The organism is Rhodococcus sp. P3_B8, assembly GCF_056402775.1.
The window spans coordinates 1-4,009 of the sequence record NZ_JBFUGT010000454.1 but is presented as its reverse complement, the minus strand read 5'-3'; the positions used below and the strand labels follow the sequence as shown (position 1 = coordinate 4,009).

General features: G+C 69.8%; 3 protein-coding genes and 2 pseudogenes. 4 read left to right on the top strand and 1 reads right to left on the bottom strand.

Going from position 1 to position 4,009, the window contains the following annotated elements:
• Both AC1D1G_RS42735 and AC1D1G_RS42730 read left to right on the top strand, forming a co-directional pair.
• Positions 1 to 892: MFS transporter (locus tag AC1D1G_RS42735; protein ID WP_477956655.1), on the top strand; the 892-nt coding region annotated here is incomplete at its 5' end.
• 215 nt (positions 893 to 1,107) lie between these two features.
• Complete coding sequence (locus tag AC1D1G_RS42730) at positions 1,108 to 1,638, top strand: N-acetyltransferase family protein (protein ID WP_477956654.1); 531 nt, start codon at positions 1,108 to 1,110, stop codon at positions 1,636 to 1,638.
• 9 nt (positions 1,639 to 1,647) lie between these two features.
• On the opposite strand, the gene zapE is transcribed toward AC1D1G_RS42730, so the two are convergent.
• Entirely contained in the window at positions 1,648 to 2,664 is a 1,017-nt protein-coding gene (gene zapE, locus AC1D1G_RS42725) for a cell division protein ZapE (protein WP_283331884.1), read from the bottom strand.
• Between the two features lie 34 nt (positions 2,665 to 2,698).
• On the opposite strand from zapE, the pseudogene AC1D1G_RS42720 reads away from it, so the two are divergent.
• Both AC1D1G_RS42720 and AC1D1G_RS42715 read left to right on the top strand, forming a co-directional pair.
• Positions 2,699 to 3,484, top strand: a pseudogene (locus AC1D1G_RS42720) (pyrimidine reductase family protein); the annotation flags it as partial.
• Positions 3,485 to 3,756: 272 nt separating this feature from the next.
• Positions 3,757 to 4,009, top strand: a pseudogene (locus AC1D1G_RS42715) (alpha/beta hydrolase); the annotation flags it as partial.

Below are 4,009 nucleotides of genomic sequence, written 5' to 3'. Positions count from 1 at the left end.
GTCCGTGTACGGCGCCGGGCTGGGCATCGTCGACGCCGCCGCCAACATGCAGGCGGTGTCGATCCAGCACGCGTACGGCCGTTTCATCCTGTCGTCGTTCCATGCGGTGTGGAGCGTCGGCGCGATTGCGGGTGCACTCTTCGTCGCCGCCACCTCCGCCCTCGACGTCAGCGTGGCCGGCGCGCAACTGGTGGCGGCGCTCGTCGTGGCCGTCGGTCTCGCCGTCTGCGGCCCCCGGCTCCTCGCCCGTCAGGAGCCGGTGAGCAGCGCCCCGCCGGCGACCGGCCCTGTGTCCGTGCCGGTTCCGATTCGGCCGCTGCTCGCGCTCGGCACCGCGATGGCGTTGTTCTACGCCATCGATTTCGGTGTCGGCAACTGGTCCGCCCTGTACGTCCGGAACGTTCTGCTCGCGGACGCCGGCACGGCCGCCCTGGCGCTGGCCGCATACCAGTGCGCGGCTCTGGTGTCGCGTCTCACCGGCGACTTCTGGGTGGCGAAGTACGGCGAGATCGCCGTCGTCCGTGCGGGTTCGGCGGTCGGTGTCGCCGGATTGACGGTGGTCGTGCTGGCCCCGTCCCCGGCCGTCGCGATCGCCGGATTCCTCGTCGTTGGCCTCGGCGTGCCGGTCGTCGCTCCCCTGTGTTTCAGCGCCGCCGGCCGGCTGGCACCCACCGGCCAGGTGGACGACGTCGTGGCGCGGATCAACCTGTTCAATTACGTGGGCACGCTCGTGGGCGGGGCGATCGTCGGCGGCGTCGCCGCCGCGACCAGCCTGCGGATCGGGTTCGTGGTCCCGCTCCTGTTCGCGGTGGGGCTCGTCCTGCTCGCCCCCGCAATCGCCCCGGACCGGGACCGCGACAGGCAATCCGCGTGGACCCCGGATCGCGACTGACGGCAGATGTTCTACTTAGGACATGCCGACTCGGGGATGGTTCGTGATCACCGCGGCGATCGTCTACGTCGCGGTTCCGGTCTCGGCACGGTCCGCTCGTGGCGGCTCGCACACCCCAGGACGAACGAGTCGATCAAGACCGTTGCGGCAATCACCCTGCTGCGGGACAGTACGGGAATGACACTTCGGGAAGCGAAGGACGCGGTGGATCAGCTGTGACTGTCGAGATAGACCCGGCGGGGATCTGGGATTCCGAGGCGATCGCCGACGTCGCCGCGGCAACGTTCCCTCTTGCGTGCCCGCCCGGCGCGACGCAGGACGACATCGCCRCCTTCATCGACGACGTGCTGTCGGCCGAACGGTTCTCGGAGTACCTCACCGACCCGAACCGCACCGTCCTGAAGGTCACCCACGGCGGGGCGATCGTCGGCTACGCGATGCTGATCGACGGTGAACCCGCCGACCCGGATGTCGGCAGGGCCGTGACGCTGCGGCCGACCACCGAGATCAGCAAGCTGTACGTGCTACCCGGTAATCACGGGACCGGGGTCGCGTCCGCGCTGATGGACGCCATCGTCGAACGCGCCGTCGCCGCCGGGTGCGCCGGGCTGTGGCTCGGCGTCAACCAGGAGAATGTGCGCGCCCAGCGCTTCTACGCGAAGCACGGATTCACGCAGGTCGGAACGAAAACCTTTCTCGTCGGCACCCAACTGCACCACGATTTCGTGATGCAGCGGGCGCTGTGACGAGCTGGGTCAGCTCGCGGCGACCTCGAAGCGCGACAGCGCGAGCAGGCGCGACGTGGCACGCAGGTACTTCTTCCGGTACCCACCGGCCAGCATCTCCGGAGTGAAGATCGCGTCGAGCTTGGCCCCGGCCACGGTGACCGGGATGCTCGCGTCGTACAGGCGGTCGGCGAGGACCACCAGGCGCAGCGCGACCGACTGGTCCTCGGCAGGGTGCACGCCGTCCAGGAAGACGGCCGGGATGCCCTCGACCAGCTTGTTGTAGCGGGACGGGTGCAGCGTGCTGAGGTGCTTGCACAGCGCGTCGAAGTCGTCGAGCGTGGCGCCGGGGATGCTGTCGGCGCGCTCGGCGAGCTCCGCCGACGAGATCGGGTCCGGGGCCGGCGGCAGGTCGCGGTGCCGGTAGTCGGGGCCGTCGACGCGGATCGTCTCGAAGATCGAGCCGAGCTTCTTGATCTCGCGCAGGAAGTCCTGTGCAGCGAATCGTCCTTCACCGAGCTGGCCGGGCAGGGTGTTCGACGTCGCCACGATGGACACGCCGCGCGCCGACAGTTCCGACAGCAGGCGGGACACCAGCATGGTGTCGCCCGGGTCGTCGAGTTCGAATTCGTCGATGCAGAGAACGCTGTGGTCGGACAGCTGCTCGACGGCCTTGTTGAAACCGAGGGCACCGACGACGTGCGTCAGCTCCACGAACGTGCCGAACGCCTTGGGCGACGGGACGCTGTGGAAGATCGAGGCCAGAAGGTGGGTCTTGCCGACGCCGAAGCCGCCGTCGAGGTAGAGACCGGCACCGGTGGCCTGCGTCTTCTTCCCGAACAGGCCGCGTCGTCCGCCGCTGCGGATCTTCACGACCTTCTTCGCGAACTCCTCGGCCGTCCGGACCGCGGCGGCCTGGCTGGGTTCTGCGGGATCGGGGATGTACGACGCGAAGCTCACCTCGTCGAACATGGCCGGGGGCACCATCTGAGCTACCAACTGATCAGCCGGTACCACGGGGCTGCGATCGACAAGACGTGCATGCATACAAGCAGGGTATCCACGTGTTGTGATCACCAACATGCACCGTGTACATATTGCGACATTTTTCACACCGGACAGCCCGCCTGCCCGCGAGGAGTCCAGTGAATCGACCGCGAACGCGCTGCGCGACCTGTACGCGTACCCGGCGGAGACCCCGCGGCCGTGGGTCCGGGTCAACTTCGTGAGCAGCATCGACGGCGCCGTCTCCGTCGACGGGGTCAGCGGGGCGCTCGGCACACCTGCGGACAGGCTGGTCTTCGAGACCCTGCGGGAGTTGGCCGACGTCGTGCTGGTCGGGGCCGGAACCGTCCGGGCGGAGAACTACGGCGGGGCGCGCATCGACACCGAGGGCAGGCGACGGCGGGTGGCGTCGGGGATGCCGGAGGTCCCGCCGATCGCCGTCGTGTCGGCGCGCGCCCACCTCGACCCGCGGTCACGCCTGTTCACCGACACGGAGGTGGCCCCGATCGTCGTCACGTGCACAGACGCCGACCCGGCGCGGGTCCATGCTCTCACGGACGCGGGTGCGCGGATCGTGACGGCCGGCGACGGGCAGGTCACCGGCGACGGGCTGATCGCCGCCCTCGAGCATCTCGGACTGCGCCGTGTGCTCTGCGAGGGTGGCCCGAGCCTGTTCGGGCAGCTGACCGCGGACGATGCCGTCGACGAGGTCTGCCTGACCACGGCACCCGTCCTCGTCGGCGGAACCGCGGGTCGCGTCGCCACCGCGCCGGGGGCCCGGATCACCGCGATGACTCCCGCGCACATCCTCACCGACACCGACGGCACCGTCCTCACCAGATGGGTGCGGCTGCCCCGGCCGTAKGGGAACCTGGCAGGGTGGTCGCCATGCGCAGATCGGTGTTGCTCGCAATGGTTCTCGTGGTGTGCAGCGCGTGCGGAGCCGGACCGTCCAACCGGCCGCACGTGGCGGTCGAACGCGAGGGCGGCGGCAGCGAACCCACCGCGACCGAGACCGAGAACGCCGACGCTCCCCCACCCGTGTTGCAGACCCCGAAGAACGATCTGGCGTGGACCGACTGCACGCAGAGCACCCTCGGCGCCCTGGGCCCGGGAACGACGCCGCCCGCCGGGTTGATCTTCGAATGCGGCTCGTACGAGTCAGCCGTCGACGAGAGCGGCACCCTGCCCGGCTCCTTCACGATGGGTGCGATGCKGGCACGCCTCGCCGACACCCCCGAGAACGCGGCCCCGCTGGTGCTCACGTCGGGATCGGACCGGTCGTCGACCGCAACGCTCGCCGCGCTGAGCACCGGCGGTCTCACGTCCCTGCTGTCGACGCGACCGGTGGTCGCGGTGGACCGCCGCGGCATCGCCTCCTCGCAGG

Bases quoted from the DNA above. Each gene is read 5' to 3' on its own strand.
- zapE (WP_283331884.1), bottom strand. From the start codon at position 2,664: ATGCATGCACGTCTTGTCGATCGCAGCCCCGTGGTACCGGCTGATCAG.